Here is a 16207-nt window from a genome sequence, read left to right as displayed (position 1 = left end):
AAGTTGTTGTGCGCAAAACGGGAACGTATACATGGGGAATTTCGGTTATGAATATAGCCGGGGTTTCGACGTTTTGAAGGAGGGTGTATTTTCATGATCGAAATAGAAAAACCAAAAATCGAAACGGTTGAGATCAGCGATGATGCCAAGTACGGGAAGTTCGTTGTAGAGCCACTTGAGCGTGGATATGGTACAACTTTGGGTAACTCCTTACGTCGTATCCTTTTATCCTCACTTCCTGGTGCCGCAGTTACATCAATTCAAATTGATGGGGTACTTCATGAGTTCTCAACAATTGAAGGCGTCGTAGAAGATGTAACATCTATTATTTTGAACATCAAAAAGCTTGCACTTAAGATCTACTCTGATGAAGAGAAGACGCTTGAGCTTGATGTACAGGGTGAAGGTGCTGTTAAGGCCGCTGATATTACTCATGACAGTGATGTTGAAATTCTAAATCCAGATCTTCACATCGCGACTTTAGGAACAAATGGTCATTTGCGTATGCGTTTAACTGCTAAGCGCGGACGTGGATATACGCCGGCTGTCCAAAATAAAAGAGAAGATCAGCCGATTGGCGTCATACCAATTGATTCAATCTATACACCAGTTTCGCGTGTTTCTTTCCAAGTAGAAAATACACGCGTAGGCCAAATGACTAACTACGATAAGTTAACATTTGACGTTTGGACTGACGGAAGTACTGGTCCTCAAGATGCGGTTGCACTTGGTGCTAAGGTTTTAACCGAGCATTTAAATATCTTCGTTGGTTTAACTGATGAAGCTCAAAATGCTGAAATTATGGTTGAAAAAGAAGAAGATCAAAAAGAAAAAGTACTTGAGATGACAATCGAAGAACTAGATTTATCTGTTCGTTCATATAACTGTTTAAAACGTGCTGGTATCAATACCGTTCAAGAGTTAGCTAATAAAACGGAAGAAGATATGATGAAGGTTCGTAACTTAGGCAGAAAGTCTCTTGAGGAAGTTAAACACAAACTAGAAGAGCTTGGATTAGGCCTACGAAAAGATGATTGATAAGCTAGACGCTTTGAAGCATTTTCAAGTAGCTACAATAGCTTAAAGAATCACTTCAACAAAGGAGGGAAACTTTCATGGGATACAGAAAGTTAGGACGTACTAGCTCTCAACGTAAAGCTATGTTACGTGACTTAGCAACAGACTTAATCATCAACGAGCGTATTGAAACAACTGAAGCTCGTGCGAAAGAACTTCGTTCAGTTGTTGAGAAATTGATCACTCTTGGAAAACGTGGCGATTTACATGCTCGTCGTCAAGCAGCTGCATATGTGCGCAACGAGGTAGCTAACGCTGAAACGAATCAAGATGCTGTACAAAAATTATTCAGCGATATCGCTTCTCGCTTTGAAGAGCGCCAAGGTGGATATACTCGTATTATGAAGCTTGGACCTCGTCGTGGAGACGGAGCACCAATGGTCATCATCGAGTTAGTATAATTTTTTAACAAAAAGGGGCGAGAGACAGTTTGTTCAGAAACTTGTTCATTGCCCCTTTTTTGTAAAATGACCTTCTGCCTAATTGTGGCATCCGAGGAATTTAAGTAAAAAGTGAGTGTTACGATGAGCGTACTTATAGGCGTTGGCTAAGTGATCTATTTTTCATATATCACTTGTATGACTCGTCTAGCTCTTGCACCTTTCCGAGTTTTTTAGTTTGCGTATAACAGGTGGGGCCTGTTTTTTTCGGAAAGGTGCAGACTTTTTAAATAAAGTAAAATGACAAATGTTGTATGGGCTTTTAATAGGGAGACAGCTTTGGCATTTTATACAGCTCAGATAACAGATATAAGTTTAGAAATTATTGTTTCCTTTGTGAGGGAAGTGTAAATTCTGAAATATTGTTATCAGCATTATATATCCACTGTCATACTATTGAGGCTCGCCAATTGTGGCGGGTTTTTTAATAGTTAAAAGTCTATTTCGGTGTTGATTGTCTGGCAGTACAGTTTAGAATAGAGAGAGAAGAGTGAGATGAGGGGAGGAACAACTATGAGCAAGAAACCGTTAGTCCAGCTTAAAAATGTCTCATTTCAATATGATATTCAGGCTCCGTATGCTCTTCACGATGTATCTTTTGAGATCTATGAAGGGGAATGGCTTGCGATTGTAGGTCATAATGGTTCTGGTAAATCTACGCTAGCGAAGCTATTAAATGGATTGCAGTACTCACAGGAAGGTTCCATTACTGTGAATGGGATCCCATTAACTGAAGAGACGGTCTGGGATACTCGAAAAATTATAGGAATGGTCTTTCAAAACCCAGATAATCAGTTTGTTGGGACGACTGTTCAGGATGATGTGGCTTTTGGTTTAGAAAATAACGGAATTGCTAGAGATGAAATGATAGAAAGAGTTCATAGTTCCTTAGAAAAAGTGAAAATGGCGCAATTTCTTGATCAAGAGCCGCACCATCTATCAGGTGGTCAGAAACAAAGGGTGGCTATTGCAGGTGTCATTGCTCTTAGGCCTTCCATTATTATTTTAGATGAAGCAACATCCATGCTGGATCCAAGGGGCAGGGAAGAGGTTCTAGAAACGGTTAGGGAGTTAAAAGAAACCCATAATATGACCGTCATTTCCATTACCCATGACTTAGAAGAGGCTGCAAAAGCTGATCGAATTATTGTGATGAACAAAGGTAAGCTGTACAAAGAGGGGGCGCCAGGGGAAATTTTCCAAATGGATGAAGAGCTGGTGAAACTCGGTTTAGATATTCCTTTTCCAGTCAAAATGAGTAAGCTATTAAAGGAACAAGGAATCTCCTTATCAAGGCATTTTTTATCTGAAGAAGAGTTGGTGACTGAGCTATGGACATCTCACTGCAAAAAGTAGAATATCGCTATCAGGTAAATACCCCTTTTGAACATTTAGCCATAAAGGATGTCTCCATTAATATTCCGTCTGGAACGTTTCTGGCGATAATTGGGCATACAGGCTCCGGTAAATCTACTGTTCTTCAGCACCTAAATGCACTGCTAAGACCAACCGCGGGAAAAGTCTTGATTGGCGAGAAAGAAATTACTTCAGAAAAAAAGCAAAAAAATCTTAGAGAAGTTCGGCAAAAGGTTGGCATTGTCTTTCAGTTTCCGGAGCATCAATTGTTTGAAGAAACGGTTGAGAAGGATATTTGCTTTGGGCCAATGAATTTCGGCGTTTCCGAGGAGGAAGCGAAGAAAAGGGCTAGAATTGCCATCAAGCAAGTAGGGCTTGCAGACGAAATTCTCGAAAAGTCCCCGTTTGACTTATCTGGCGGGCAAATGCGGAGGGTTGCGATTGCTGGAGTACTTGCGATGGAGCCGGATGTGATCGTCCTGGACGAGCCTACTGCAGGCCTTGATCCAAGAGGGCGGAAGGAAATAATGGATATGTTCCACGCGCTTCATCAGGAAAGAAACCTATCAACCATTCTAGTCACTCATAGTATGGAGGATGCTTCCAGATATGCAGATCAAATTGTGATTATGCATAAGGGAGAAGTGTACAAAAAAGGAACACCCGAAGAGATTTTTTCAATGCCTGAAGGTTTAATTGAGCTTGGATTAGATGTGCCAGAGGTTGTCCGTTTCCAGCAAAAAATTGAAAAGGCATTCCAAATGAAATTTCCAAAAACTTGCTTATCGGTTGAAAAGCTAACAGAAGAAATCGCTGCTGTCATAAAGAGGGGTGACCAAAAATGATGGAGAAAATGATTTTTGGCCGCTACGTACCAGCTCAGTCTGTTATTCATCGAATGGATCCACGATCCAAGCTTATAGTGATTTTTCTATTTGTATGTATCGTTTTTATTGCAAACAACAGTTTAACTTATGGGGCATTATTAATTTATACTTTTTTAATGGTGTCAATGTCTAAAGTTCCTATGCGATTCATTCTTTCAGGTCTGAAACCTGTTCTTTGGCTCGTGCTTTTTACATTGCTCTTGCATTTGTTTTTGACAAAGGACGGGAAAATTCTATTTCAAGCAGGCTGGTTTACCATTTATGAAGAGGGATTAAGGATGGGGCTCTTTATTTCCATGCGTTTCTTCCTGCTGATCTTAATGACGTCCATCCTGACGTTAACAACGACACCGATTGAGATTACAGATGGTCTTGAAAGTCTGCTGCATCCTTTAAATAAAATTAAGTTTCCAGTTCACGAGCTTGCTCTCATGATGTCCATCTCTTTAAGATTTATTCCAACCTTGATGCAGGAGACAGATAAAATTATGAAGGCGCAGACAGCAAGAGGGGTAGATTTTACAAGCGGACCGATTAAAGACAGGGTAAAGTCGATTATTCCTCTTCTCATCCCACTTTTTGTCAGTTCCTTTAAACGAGCTGAGGAGCTTGCCACAGCCATGGAAGCAAGGGGATACCGCGGCGGTGAGGGAAGAACAAAATACAGGCAGCTCAGCTGGAGCTTGACAGATTCAGCAATGATTATTCTGCTTGGAATTTTGACCATTGTTTTATTCTTATTAAGAACATAATGGGGCTTGATGATGAAAAGGTTTAAGTGTCTAGTAACCTATGATGGAACTTTATTCTCTGGCTATCAGGTCCAGCCGAATAAGCGGACTGTACAAAGAGAACTGGAAAATGCCTTGAAAAAACTTCATAAAGGGGCAGACATAAAGGTTAGTGCCTCTGGGAGAACGGATGCAGGCGTCCATGCAAAGGGACAGGTTATTCATTTTGACTCTGAGTTAAATATTCCGCTGCCAAAGTGGGATATTGCGCTTAATTCTCTTTTGCCTGATGATGTTGTCGTTTTGAGCACGGAAGAAGCTGAAGGCGGATTCCATGCCCGATTTGATGCAAAGGGGAAGGAATATCGGTATGTTATGAGCCTTTCCACAAAGAGAGATCCTTTTAGCCGAAATTATGCCTTTCAGTATCCTTATCCATTGAATATTTCAGCAATGAAGGAAGCGGCAGCTTATTTAATGGGGACTCATGATTTTACGAGCTTCTGCTCTGCCAAGACGGAGGTAGAGGATAAAGTCAGGGAATTAAAGGAAATTGTTCTGATTAAGGGCCAAGGCTCTCTTGAGTTTCGATTTGTTGGCAACGGTTTTTTGTATAATATGGTCAGGATATTAGTTGGCACTCTTTTAGAGGTCGGAGCTGGAGAAAGAAGCCCGAATTCCATGGCAGACATTTTGGAAAAGAGGGATCGATCCTTCGCGGGAAGAACAGCTCCTGCTCAAGGGCTTTATTTGTGGAAGGTATTTTATTAAAGACAAATATTTTTCCGAAAACCTGTATGATCCACTCGGTCGCGTTGTGAAGCAGATTTTTGATAAAAATATTTCAAAACAACTAAACCTGGTGTAACATTTTATTGACAATAGCTGTATAAAAGTGTATCATAGCAAAGGTATTGTTATTAAAACCACGATAAGCCCCGGAACTTATTGTGTCTAAGATAAATGAAACCAATGAAATTATGAAGATGGAATTTTTAGGAGGGAAAATGATGCGTACAACGTTTATGGCGAATGCAAACAATATCGAACGTAAATGGTACGTGATTGATGCAGAAGGCAAAACTCTAGGTCGTCTTGCTAGTGAAGTTGCGTCAATCCTACGTGGTAAACATAAACCAACTTTTACACCACATGTTGATACTGGTGATCATGTAATTATTCTAAATGCAGCTAAGATTGAATTAACTGGTAATAAATTAAATGACAAAATTTACTACCGTCACACAAATCACCCAGGTGGTTTAAAACAAAGAACTGCTAACGAAATGCGTACGAACTTTCCTGAGAGAATGTTAGAGCTTGCTATTAAAGGCATGCTTCCAAAGAACACTCTTGGCCGTCAAATGTTCAAGAAATTACACGTATATGCTGGCGCTGAACATAAGCACCAAGCACAACAACCTGAAGTTTACGAACTTCGTGGATAATTTATAGGGGAGGTTATTAACTTGGCACAGGTTCAATATATTGGCACTGGTCGTCGTAAGAGCTCCGTTGCACGAGTTCGTTTAGTTCCAGGCGACGGTAAAATTATTATCAATGGTCGTGAAATTGAAGATTATATCCCATTTGCTGCTTTACGTGCAGTTGTAAACCAACCGTTAGCAGCTACTGAAACTCAAGGTAGCTATGACGTTCATGTAAATGTAAATGGTGGAGGTTACACTGGTCAAGCTGGCGCAATCCGCCACGGTATCGCTCGTGCGTTACTTCAAGCTGATCCAGAATACCGTCCAACACTAAAAGCTGCTGGACTATTAACTCGTGACGCTCGTATGAAAGAACGTAAAAAATACGGTCTTAAAGGCGCTCGTCGTGCACCTCAGTTCTCAAAACGTTAATTATCAACGTTTCAAAGGCTCTCAAGCTTATTGCTTGGGGGTCTTTTTTATGCCTGAAAAGTGCTTTTGACCACGAAAATACTTTTTGGCCGCATTTGATCACCAATTATAGCTCAATAACCTTCTGGAATTTTGATGCGGTTTGCTTTTTAAGAGTGTTAGTTACATGGGTTATATATATTCATTGTCAATTGAAGATCGGCGTGTCCTAGCCGCTCTTGTACTTCTTTAATACTCGCACAGCTTCAAATAATAAGGAGCATGAGTATGGCGTAAACGATGTATAGTTATGGGATGGAGACTGTGTTTCGTAATTAGAATATTTTGCCTTCATTAAGATAGGCTAAGCGTAATGGTGTTCTATCGCCCCTTGTAAAACAAGATTATTGGCACATTTATTATTCCATTAGCAAAACCCTCTTCCATTTGACTTATACACCACTTTTTAAGCAAAGCTAGGGTTTTATTATCCAAACTAATTAAACGCTTAGAATCCTTTGTTTTTGGTGTCTGAACAAGAGTTTACTTGTTACAATGTTTTAGAAATAAAAAACCAGTCATTTTTTCGACTGGTAATTAATTGATAATTAGAAATTACTAAAAAGGTAATGGAACGTATCGTGTTTAATCAAAATAAAAGTACCTAATCCTATTAATACGAAGGGAACAATAATGTGACCATTACGTTCTAAAGTCTGAGCTATTAACGGTTGGTGTACGAGGACATTACCTAAATAACACAAAACTGCTACAAGTGCTAAAAAGATAACCATAATAAGAATAATATTCCATAAACTATTGGTTGAGAAGAACGGAATATAAAGACCTATATTATCAACACCATTAGCAAATGTGACTGTGGTAATCTTTAATAACCAAACAAATTGACTAGAATTATCTTTCCTCATTTGGTACAAAGATACCAGTGATTGTATTCCAATATAGATAGGAATTAATCCAAGTATACCTATCCATGCTTTAGGAATGAGTAAAGCTCCAAATGCTCCAATTAAACTTATGGTAAGAAGCAGAATATAGCCCAAGTATTGTCCAGCCACAATAAATCGTTTCTGTTCTGTTGTCTTTGCTTGTGAGAACCAAGTCATCAAAAGGAAAATGTCATCAATGTTTGTTGCTACAAAAAAAACGATAGTTGAAAAAATAAGAGTTAACATACTCTACAACTTTATCCTTTCAGTAATTGTCGTTTAATTATTAAATGCTTAAAAATGAACTGCAAGCCTTTACTTCCTCTAATCAAAGAAAAGGCACTAACTAGAAGTTAGTAAAAATAAGGTGTTATGTTCTAAATTAGCTTGAGAGTGATCTAAAGGGGAAGTTTCAACTAAAGCTTAAAATAATTGCTTAAATCCGATAATCATGAAAATAAACCCAGCAATAAGTGGAGAGTAATTACCTAAGATTTTTGAGAAAACTTTATTTCCAACAGAATTTCCAAACCAAATGGCAATATAACCCCAAACAGTAATACTAAATATCACGGACCAAATAACGGAATTATAGGCAACCGTTGCCCCAAGTCCGCTAGCAATGTTTGTGATTGAAAGTGTAAAACCTAGGAAAACACCCTGTCGAATATTAGGCTTTTGTATCTTTATCTCACTTTTTTTTCTATAAACAAACCAATCATTATAAATGGTGAATAATCCGATGCTGAACAATATACAAAAAGATACTAGTCCAGTTTCTTTTTGTGAAATAAATTGTGAAATAACATAGCCTAAGAATACCCCAATGATTGTAAAAAAGAATCCAATAACATTAATGATCAGGTTGAACCAATAAGGTATTTTAAAATTTTTAAGCCCATAGGCAATTCCAACACCTGCATTATCTATATTTGTACTTATTCCAATCAAATTTACAATTAAGAAAGAACTGAACCATTCCACCCTTATTCATTTTCCTCCTTTCTAATTGAATGGAAAAGGGGATTAATTAAACCTCTAAAAGAAGCACATAGCATGTCCTTATACATATGCTATGTAAGCGGGATTTAATACGTGTCCCCGTATATTTGGAATGCTAAAAAAGAAATCTTACACAAAAACATAAATTTGTGTTCGAGTCTTTTGGTGTTCTGGAATCTTTATAAAATCGGTAAATGGTTTTAATTTTCTCGACGAAGAAAAAATGCATGAGGAATATCATAATGTTAACGGGTTCTATTATGGGGGATATTTGACAAAAATGACGAGGTAGCAAAAACAAAAGGATACTAAATTTGCAATCATTGATTCTGAAGTAAAAGAGCCAAATGTTGCTAGTGTTCTTTTTAAAGAGCAAGAAGCAGCTTTCCTTTTTGGGGTTGCAGCAGCGGCGCTTACATTTGGGACGAAGCATTCATCTAATACAAAACCATCCAATAAAGATGGTTAAGGAAAATGGAGAAAAATCAAGATCTTAGAAAAAGCCAGTTTGTGATTCAAAATGTCTCTATTTCTGTTTCGGAAAAATCTGTTAAAAATATCACGAAGCGGATTTACAAATCCCCCCTGTAGAGTTGGTCTTAAAGGCGCTCTTCGTGCACCTCAGTTCTTAAAACGTTAATATTACTCTCAACCGATTGGTTGGGAGTTTTTTGTTTGTTGACTTTAATGGCCAGCGAATAGGAACAATCCCTTTTTCTTCATTCCTTTTTCGAAAAAGGGATTTGTCTATATTCCCTGGGTAAAACTCGCTTCCAATCATTGTATAGTAGTTTTATTTATTGCTGGATATAACCCTGTCTTTCCAGTTCCAAAAGCTTTGTCTTCATTTCTAATCCACCACGATAGCCCGTTAACGCTCCGTTTTTTCCTACTACACGATGACAGGGAACAGTGATTAAAACGGGATTAGCTCCGATGGCTGTCCCTACAGCACGAACTGCAGCTGGTTTATTAATATCGTTTGCTATTTCAGAGTAGGACTTTGTCTGTCCATACGGAATCTTGCAAAGTGCATTCCAGACTGCCATCTGGAATGGTGTCCCATTGTAATCAAAGGGGACTGTAAAGGTTTGCCGTTTTCCGTCAAGATACTCGATGATTTCAATCGCAAAAGGTTCGAGCTTTTCTCCAACTTCAACAAGAGGACTTCCAGGAAAGCGTTTCTTAGCCCATTCAGACAATTCCTCGAATGGTTTGTTCTGTGAACCAACAAACACAAGCCCCTTAGATGTCGAAGCGATAAAAAAATTCCAATGCTTATATTTTAGCAAAGACCAAAAAAGTGTCGGTTTTTTCTCTGATCTCAATTTAAATTTCCTCCGTTATCTTCATGGACCGATGTAATTCACGATATTGTGCAGGTGTTTGTCCGGTTTTCTTTTTAAATAGAGTAATAAAATAGGGCGTGTTAGGCATTCCTGCACATATAGAGATATCTGCAATCGCATTATTTGTTTGAATCAGGTACTCTTTAGCTGCTTTTATTCTAACCAGCTGGATATACTCAACTGGCGTGACACCTGTTATCTTTTTAAACGTTCGATGCAAATGATAGGGACTTCCGTGAGTTATATTTGCTAATGTTTCTAGAGTTAATTTTTCAATGAAATTTTTATCAATGTATTCAGTGATAAGAGCAACCCACTCACTATCAGGCAATTTCTCATTAGTAGGCTTGCAACGTTTACAAGGGCGGAAATTTGCTTGGAGAGCTTGTTCTGCGTCTTGAAAAATACGTACATTTTCCTTTTTCGGAACGCGAGATTTACATGACGGTTTACAGAAGATCCCTGTGGTCTTTACAGCATAGAAAAATTGATTATTATACGAGGTATCATTGTTAATAATTGCTTGCCACATTTCATCTGTCATCATTTCATAATCATGATTTATTTGAGATCCATTATTGACACTGTCCGTCATTTATCTCACCTCTCCTTACATTATACACCCTATTAATTCAGTACGTAGGGGGACTGAGATAAAATAGCAAGATAGTGAAAATTAAAGCATGAATCTAATGAAACGTGATATCTACTAATTAAATTTTTGCCAATCCTTATGGGTTTTCCTAATTGTCTGAAACATGGTTTTATCCTCTAATTTATAAAAATGAGAAATTGACGAGATAAAAATGGCCATATTTGGATTATTGAGGGGAATTTACATATAGCCTGCCAGACTATCGGCTGCAATTAAGGAAACACGATCAATTTCAGAAAGTAAGGAATTAATTTTTGCAGATGAAGAAGCGGGATTTTTGAATAGCTTTTTCAACATGGAGCATCGTCCCGCCACTTAGTTCACATAATCCCATAAATTACTTTCGGAAAATTCATATGTTTCAGGCGGATGGCTTTGTAAAGCTTTATTTTCAATCATAATTGAATATTTTTTCACTTGCTCTGACTAAGATATTCTATTATCCATCAATTCCATCTGTAGATTGGTACCCAATACTATGAAGATACTTCTCCAATAAAGTTAAAAAGATTTCAATATCATCGTTTGTAAGGTCACCGATGTTTGCTACTCTAAAAGAATTAAAATGGTTAAGCTTACCTGGATAGATCGTTATCCCGTTGGCATAAAAATAATCATGCATACTGTTGAAATCATACTTTTTACATGTAGGCTCAACTATCGCTGTAATAATTTTTGAATGATGGTCAGCAGGAACGAGATGTCTTAAGCCCAATCTAGAGAGGCCCGTGATGAGCGATTCCCAACACTTAGAATACCGTTCATATCTTTCTTTCACCCCTTCTTCTTTTACTTCTAAAATGGCTTGTTTTAGTGCATATATTGTCTGTACAGGTGGAGTAAAACGCATTTGGCCTGTCTCGGTGAAGTGTTTATATTGAGCATAAAGATTTAAGTAATAATTGGATGGTTTTTCCAACTCCTCTTTCTCTAAATTGCTTTTTTTAGCTACTACAAATGAGACTCCTGCCATTCCTTGGAGATTTTTATTAGAGCTAGCTGCTAAATAACTAATATTCATACGATTCATTTGAATAGGGATAGCCGCAAAAGAACTCATTGCATCTACCATTAATTCAATCCCTTTTTCCTTGCAAATGGCACCTATCGATTCAATATCGTTTAATAATCCCGTTGTTGTTTCATTATGCACGACCGCAAGATAAGAAACAGTTCGTGGAAATGCTTGAATAAATGAATGTAATGACTCTAGTTGAATGGGTTGATCAGCTGCGCTTATAAATTCAACCCAATCTAGCTGATAAGCTTCTGCTATTTCACACATTCGTTTTCCATAGGCTCCGTTATTAATGATTACTATAACTCCATCGTTCATAACTGAACTCAAGATTGATTCTACTGCTGCAGTTCCAGAACCACCAAACAGTACAGTTGAATACTGCTCCGTATCTGCTACTAGACTTGTAAGTTCTGTGGAAACGAAATTCATTATTTGACTGAATTCATCTTCGCGAGGACAAATATCAGGTACTACTTGTGCATATTTAACCGTATCCGTTGTAGTAGCAGGCCCGGGATTTAATAATATATTTCTTTTAACTTTCCGCATGATGCTCCTCCTTTTCATCACAAATGAATGGGAGCCCAATACCCGGGGAACCCATTGGTGGAAGTTTCACATTATTTAATGAACCCTTGAAGGCGTGTTTTAACTTCACTAGGGGTAATTTTAGGGCGTCCTAAGTTTTGTTTTGATCCTTTTGCGATGTTTAAATAAAAAAACGTCAGTCCTTTTGTCTTTTTCCATTCTTGTATACCCATTTCAAGTTCGTGTAAGTTATGGATATAATATGATTTTTCATAACCGCAAGCGGCAGCGATATCGACCATGTTAACATTGTGAGAAACGGTATTTTGCCCTCCTGTTGAATCATGAGTTTGATTATCTAGGAGGATGTGCAGCATATTTTCAGGTTGATAATAACCATTTGTTGCTAAACTGCCCATTCGCATGAGAAGAGAACCATCTCCATCAATGACAATTACATCTAACTCTTTTTGCGTATAGGCTAAGCCTAACCCAAGGGAACTGACACAGCCCATGGAACCAACCATATATAGATTGTTGGCGGAATCCTCTAATTCGTAAAGCTCCCTGCCTGTTTTACCGGTTGTTGCAAGTTGAATGGTTTTCTCATCTTTGAACTGATTGATTATTTTTAACGTATTAAATCGGCTTGGTCGTTCATCAGAGGAGGTTTTTTCGATCTTTATTTTATTTTTATTTATAGACCTTTCCTCTTTCTTCAACTTCTCACTTTCGAACGTTCCTTTTTTCACTACAAAGAAGAATGATTGATTTCGTTCAATCCATTTGTTAGCTTCTTCAACCTGTTTCATCGCCTCGCTAATATCAGGAGATAAGAATTTCCATTTTATTTGCATTAACTCTAATAATTGTGTCGTAATTTGTCCCATTAATTCATGCTGAGGCTCATCAGCTAAACCAGGTTCTCCCCGAAGACTAACAAACCCAAGTATAGGTATTTGAAAGGGGTAATTTAAGGAGGTTAATGGAGAAATACAATTAGTTAAGCCCGAGTTTTGCATTAAAACAACTGGTTTCCTTCCTCCTAAATAAGCTCCCGAAGCAATGGCAATAGCATCACCTTCGTTAACGGCAGCAATATATTCACACTCATTAATGGAATAATTGATAAGATTCTTTAAAAATGAACATGGGACGCCGCTGTAAAAGTCAAAACCTAACCTTTTAAGCTCATTTCCAAATTTATTTGTGTTTAACATTCCATCACTCTGTTTCCGTCTGCGACTGGTTTGTAGTTGAAGGCAAATATTTCTTCTCTGCTCTTTGAAGCTCCTCGGCATTTTGAAGTCTAAAAATTTCTTTCACACTTACGATTGAATCCTCAACATGGATGAGACTTTCATCTTCTAGTATTTGTTTTGAGATCTTTTGCATAGCAGTGATTGAAGCTCTTAAATTATGGTTAGCCCAGATTACAGTGTTTATTCCTAATCTTCTGAATTCGTCAGTTGGAGTTGTATAGTATTTTGTAGGAACAATTACAACTGGATGTCTCCCATTCCATTCTTTCATAAATGCTTCAACTTCTTTAATATCCGCCTTCTTGCTGTGCATAAGAATAGCATCGGCACCTGCCTGCCTGTAGGCTTCCGCACGTTTAAGAGCCTCTTCTAATCCCCAGCCTGCAATAAAAGCCTCAACTCTAGCTACAACCATAAAATCTTCATCTTCTTGGGCATCTTTCATTGCTTTGATTTTCCCGCAAAATTCATCAATCGACGCGAGGGGCTGGGCTTCTCCATTAATAAATGAGTTCGTTTTTGGAAAAAGCTTATCCTCGATGCAAACGCCAGCAATATCTAATTGTTCTAGTTTTCTAACTAACCTTCGAGCATTATTGAAATTTCCATATCCTGTATCACCGTCTAATAGAATGGGTATTGTAGTGGCATCACTCATAAATTCAAGTATATCTAATACTTGTGTCCAAGAAGCTTCATTATTATCTCTAACACCCATTGATGCTGAAATCGATAGTCCACTAGCCCAAATCCCTTTAAAACCTACTTCCTCTACAACCTTTGCGGAAAGAGCGTTATGGGCTTCCATTAAAAAACTAGGTTTTTGGGAATTTAGTAAATTTTTTAATTTAGTTGTTTTCCTCATGGTTTTCCCTCACTTTACTACGATACCAATCGTGTTGTCCTTTTAACATATGTATGAATAATGTAAATTGTTATCAGGCAAGGATAAATATAATAATATTGCCTACAACATCATGCATGTGATTAATGAATAGTGGAAATGGGAGTTAGTCAAGGGGATTATACTACCCATGAATCGAATAGACATTTCCTCTTGCCTTGGGACGACAGCTGATACAGTAAGCAGAAAACTCGCTGAATTTGAAGATATTGGTTGGATTAAGCAAATCGCACAGAGAGATTGAGGTTTGGGATTTAGATGGGTTACTGCTTGCTTTTGATTGTTTAAAGCCCTAGGGTCCCTCCACTTGTACCTATAACTAGAGGTTCCTAGGGCTTTACCTGCTTAATAGATATTTCGGCTTATTAACTAATCAACGCGCTTTTCGCTCATAAGCTCGCTCACGGTACCGAGTTTGTACCCTTTTGCTTTAATATTGGTTATCATGGTCTCCAATCCTTCGGCGGTAGGCTTTGTAGGATGCATGAGAACCATTGCTCCATTCTCTATCTTTGACACAACCCTTCTAACCATTTCGGAAGCAGGTGGTTTTCTCCAATCAACCGTATCGACTGTCCAGAGAATGGTTTTCATATTAAGCCGGTTAGCGACTTGAATGGTGACCTGATTAAAGCTTCCGCTTGGTGGAGCAAACCACACTGGAGTGATGCCGATGGTTTCTTTAATGACATCATTTGTCTTCTTTAACTCTTCCACAGTTTCTGCCTCAGATCGCTGCTGGAGATTTGGATGACTATAGGCGTGGTTGCCAATCTCATGACCGGCCTCCTTAATCAACTTGGCTAGATCGGGATTCTTTTTAACCCAACTTCCATCGAAAAAAAACGTTGCCTTTGTTTGATGTTTATTTAAAACATCCAGCATTCCAGGGATGTATTCATTTCCCCAGGCCACATTAATTAAAAAAGCAACCATAGGCTTCTCAGGATTACCCCTATAAATCGGTTGGGGCCCCAAACTTTCTAAATGGACATTTGGTGATATTTCCTTAAAAACGATATCGTTTTTATTAAAAACACCGCTTGCTTTCATCTTTTTATAACTAGCTTCAATGTCTACACTTAGCCCATTGTATCCGGGTATCGCTTTCCATATTCTATCTACTCTTGCATCAATTGGCTTAATATAATGCTGATCACTATACATTTCAATTTCTCTATAAAGTGAATTGTCCTCATTCATTTCCGAGGAAGTTGTGATTTCGACTCCATAATCAGACTTGGCGTTATATGGAATGATGAAGATCCCTAGCAATAAAACGAATATACTCAATAAAAAAAGCTTTCTTATCAATGCAAACCCTCCATATTTTTTTGATGGTATTAGGTTTCCCATTCACGAGAATTTAAATAGGATTAGCTAGGCCTAAGAAAATTCTGAGGCTTTTATTAAAAATTGGCAGTTGGCCTTTTTGTATGTCTCTCCTTGCATCGTTAAAGACTATTTATAAGAGGTGAGACAGCATGAATGTAATTACAACCTTTGTAGAAAAGAAAAGAGAAAAACAAATTAAATATGAAAAATCCGTTTTACGTGAAATTTCTATAAAAGCTCTAAAGGAAAAAGTGCAGCAGCATTTTGGTTCCTCACGATTTATGAACGGGCTGCTGATGAATAATGGAATAGAAGAAGCCTGCTATGATGTGGCCATTGAAGCCTACTTACTAGGAGCGCACTTTAGCCGGTTTGGATATTACGGTGAAAGCGCAGAGGATGTGAGATTCCGCTGCCGGCAAGAAGAAAAGCATTTAGTTGATACGTTATATCATTTCCTGCTGTATTGGGGACATGGAGAAGAAGGGGTATTGAGTGAATCCCTCTATTATTTATGCGAGCAATACGTTTTATACTGGTGGATGGAAGGTTTTGATAAAGGGGAAAAAAGACATAGATTAAGGCTTCATTAAAGATTGCTCCAAAGAATGAGAATTGCCAAGGATTATATAAATAGGTCTTCTAGATACTCCATATGACCACCGTTCACGAAACATTAATATTGTCGTTTCAATGACTCTCACCTAATTGGCTGAGGGTCTTTTATGTTTAAATAGCAGATTATCTCCCCGATTTTACATACTAGATTCGAAATTGGATATATAATCCTTAAATTACTGAAAAATCCTATACAATAATAAATAAATTATTCAAAATTGTATAAAAATATTTTATCATTTGGTATAACT

Annotated in this window: 18 protein-coding genes and 1 pseudogene; 11 read left to right on the top strand and 8 right to left on the bottom strand. The window is 37.9% G+C overall.

The features are described from left to right. Positions 1-93: 93 nt before the first annotated feature. From V7164_RS03225 to rpsI, 8 genes are all read left to right on the top strand, one after another. The gene (locus tag V7164_RS03225) at positions 94-1038 is read left to right on the top strand and encodes a DNA-directed RNA polymerase subunit alpha (RefSeq protein WP_066301462.1); all 945 of its coding nucleotides are present in this window, start codon (positions 94-96) and stop codon (positions 1036-1038) included. Between the two features lie 77 nt (positions 1039-1115). After that, entirely contained in the window at positions 1116-1478 is a 363-nt protein-coding gene (rplQ, locus tag V7164_RS03220) for a 50S ribosomal protein L17 (protein ID WP_221845911.1), read from the top strand. A gap of 552 nt (positions 1479-2030) precedes the next feature. Continuing rightward, positions 2031-2873 (top strand): energy-coupling factor ABC transporter ATP-binding protein, encoded by an 843-nt coding sequence (locus tag V7164_RS03215; protein ID WP_335343888.1) that lies wholly within the window; start codon positions 2031-2033, stop codon positions 2871-2873. Then, positions 2849-3718, top strand: a complete 870-nt coding sequence (locus V7164_RS03210; protein WP_335343889.1) for an energy-coupling factor ABC transporter ATP-binding protein — start codon at positions 2849-2851, stop codon at positions 3716-3718. The genes V7164_RS03215 and V7164_RS03210 overlap by 25 nt, the downstream gene beginning before the upstream one ends. Further along, positions 3715-4512, top strand: coding sequence for an energy-coupling factor transporter transmembrane component T family protein (locus V7164_RS03205; protein WP_335343890.1), 798 nt, complete (start codon positions 3715-3717; stop codon positions 4510-4512). The genes V7164_RS03210 and V7164_RS03205 overlap by 4 nt, the downstream gene beginning before the upstream one ends. A 12-nt stretch (positions 4513-4524) precedes the next feature. Then, on the top strand, positions 4525-5262 hold the full coding sequence (truA, locus tag V7164_RS03200) for a tRNA pseudouridine(38-40) synthase TruA (RefSeq protein ID WP_335343891.1): 738 nt from the start codon (positions 4525-4527) through the stop codon (positions 5260-5262). A gap of 239 nt (positions 5263-5501) precedes the next feature. After that, positions 5502-5939: a 50S ribosomal protein L13 gene (gene rplM, locus V7164_RS03195; protein WP_335343902.1), complete on the top strand. Its 438-nt coding sequence runs from the start codon at positions 5502-5504 to the stop codon at positions 5937-5939. Positions 5940-5960: 21 nt separating this feature from the next. Further along, positions 5961-6353: a 30S ribosomal protein S9 gene (gene rpsI, locus V7164_RS03190; protein ID WP_335343892.1), complete on the top strand. Its 393-nt coding sequence runs from the start codon at positions 5961-5963 to the stop codon at positions 6351-6353. Positions 6354-6940: 587 nt separating this feature from the next. On the opposite strand, the gene V7164_RS03185 is transcribed toward rpsI, so the two are convergent. Together V7164_RS03185 and V7164_RS03180 are read right to left on the bottom strand one after the other, a co-directional pair. Beyond that, the gene (locus tag V7164_RS03185; RefSeq protein WP_335343893.1) at positions 6941-7528 is read right to left on the bottom strand and encodes a cadmium resistance transporter; all 588 of its coding nucleotides are present in this window, start codon (positions 7526-7528) and stop codon (positions 6941-6943) included. Between the two features lie 177 nt (positions 7529-7705). Beyond that, positions 7706-8266 (bottom strand): manganese efflux pump MntP, encoded by a 561-nt coding sequence (locus V7164_RS03180; RefSeq protein WP_335343894.1) that lies wholly within the window; start codon positions 8264-8266, stop codon positions 7706-7708. A 310-nt stretch (positions 8267-8576) separates the two neighbouring features. Between V7164_RS03180 and V7164_RS03175 the strand changes: the two are divergent. Then, positions 8577-8714: pseudogene (locus V7164_RS03175) on the top strand (BMP family ABC transporter substrate-binding protein); the annotation flags it as partial. Positions 8715-9081: 367 nt separating this feature from the next. Here the strand turns inward: V7164_RS03175 and V7164_RS03170 are convergent. From V7164_RS03170 to aepX, 5 genes are all read right to left on the bottom strand, one after another. Further along, positions 9082-9612 (bottom strand): methylated-DNA--[protein]-cysteine S-methyltransferase, encoded by a 531-nt coding sequence (locus V7164_RS03170; protein ID WP_335343895.1) that lies wholly within the window; start codon positions 9610-9612, stop codon positions 9082-9084. A gap of 1 nt (position 9613) precedes the next feature. After that, on the bottom strand, positions 9614-10228 hold the full coding sequence (locus V7164_RS03165) for a bifunctional transcriptional activator/DNA repair enzyme AdaA (protein WP_335343896.1): 615 nt from the start codon (positions 10226-10228) through the stop codon (positions 9614-9616). A 499-nt stretch (positions 10229-10727) separates the two neighbouring features. Then, positions 10728-11858: a 2-aminoethylphosphonate aminotransferase gene (locus V7164_RS03160; protein ID WP_438824699.1), complete on the bottom strand. Its 1131-nt coding sequence runs from the start codon at positions 11856-11858 to the stop codon at positions 10728-10730. 71 nt (positions 11859-11929) lie between these two features. Beyond that, on the bottom strand, positions 11930-13057 hold the full coding sequence (aepY, locus tag V7164_RS03155; protein ID WP_335343897.1) for a phosphonopyruvate decarboxylase: 1128 nt from the start codon (positions 13055-13057) through the stop codon (positions 11930-11932). Positions 13058-13061: 4 nt separating this feature from the next. Further along, a complete protein-coding gene (gene aepX, locus V7164_RS03150) occupies positions 13062-13964 on the bottom strand; it encodes a phosphoenolpyruvate mutase (protein ID WP_335343898.1) in 903 nt (300 codons plus the stop codon). A 169-nt stretch (positions 13965-14133) separates the two neighbouring features. On the opposite strand from aepX, the gene V7164_RS03145 reads away from it, so the two are divergent. Then, complete coding sequence (locus V7164_RS03145; protein ID WP_335343899.1) at positions 14134-14247, top strand: helix-turn-helix domain-containing protein; 114 nt, start codon at positions 14134-14136, stop codon at positions 14245-14247. 125 nt (positions 14248-14372) lie between these two features. Here the strand turns inward: V7164_RS03145 and V7164_RS03140 are convergent, their stop codons facing one another. Then, positions 14373-15359 (bottom strand): polysaccharide deacetylase family protein, encoded by a 987-nt coding sequence (locus V7164_RS03140; RefSeq protein WP_335343900.1) that lies wholly within the window; start codon positions 15357-15359, stop codon positions 14373-14375. 128 nt (positions 15360-15487) lie between these two features. On the opposite strand from V7164_RS03140, the gene V7164_RS03135 reads away from it, so the two are divergent. Then, positions 15488-15931, top strand: a complete 444-nt coding sequence (locus V7164_RS03135; RefSeq protein WP_335343901.1) for a YbaK family protein — start codon at positions 15488-15490, stop codon at positions 15929-15931. The last annotated feature ends 276 nt before the right edge of the window (positions 15932-16207 follow it).

It is taken from the genome of Bacillus sp. JJ1474 (assembly GCF_036965225.1).
Classification (GTDB): Bacteria; Bacillota; Bacilli; order Bacillales; family Cytobacillaceae; genus Cytobacillus.
Note: the sequence above shows the minus strand (reverse complement) of the source record. Positions and strands in the feature narration are given on the sequence as shown.